Raw genomic sequence first — 384 nt, 5'->3', positions numbered from 1 at the left:
GGGCTCGCTCGGTGTTGCAGGAGACACTTGGGGAGGAGTACGTGGCCGCCCTGAGTCTTGCTGCCACCACGCCGGAGTGGCTCCGGGCGATCGGGGCAAAGCCGATGAACCTGGGGCTGGATCTGCGTGGTGGTGTTCACTTCCTGATGGAGGTGGATATGGAGGCGGCGGTGGCGCGTCGCCTGGACGTCTATGCCAGCGAGATCAAGCGCCAGCTGCGGGAGGAGCGGATCCGGTACCGCGGGGGTGAATCCGAGAACGGTCGCCTGCGGTTTGTTTTCCCGGGCGAAACCGCGCGCGAGGAAGCGGCTTCCCTGATCGGTTCCGAGTACGACCAGTTCCGCACTAGCAGCCGTCCTGAGGGCGAGGACTACCTCCTTGAAC

1 protein-coding gene is annotated in these 384 nt (G+C 65.4%); it reads left to right on the top strand.

Annotated elements, in window-relative coordinates:
* Positions 1-384, top strand: a 384-nt coding sequence (locus tag FY251_RS22220; protein ID WP_222847941.1) for a hypothetical protein, incomplete at both ends; no start/stop codon positions are given.

This window comes from Haloferax sp. KTX1 (assembly GCF_902410085.1).
Classification (GTDB): domain Archaea; phylum Halobacteriota; class Halobacteria; order Halobacteriales; family Haloferacaceae; genus Haloferax; species Haloferax massiliensis.
This window is presented reverse-complemented; position numbering and strand designations above follow the sequence as displayed.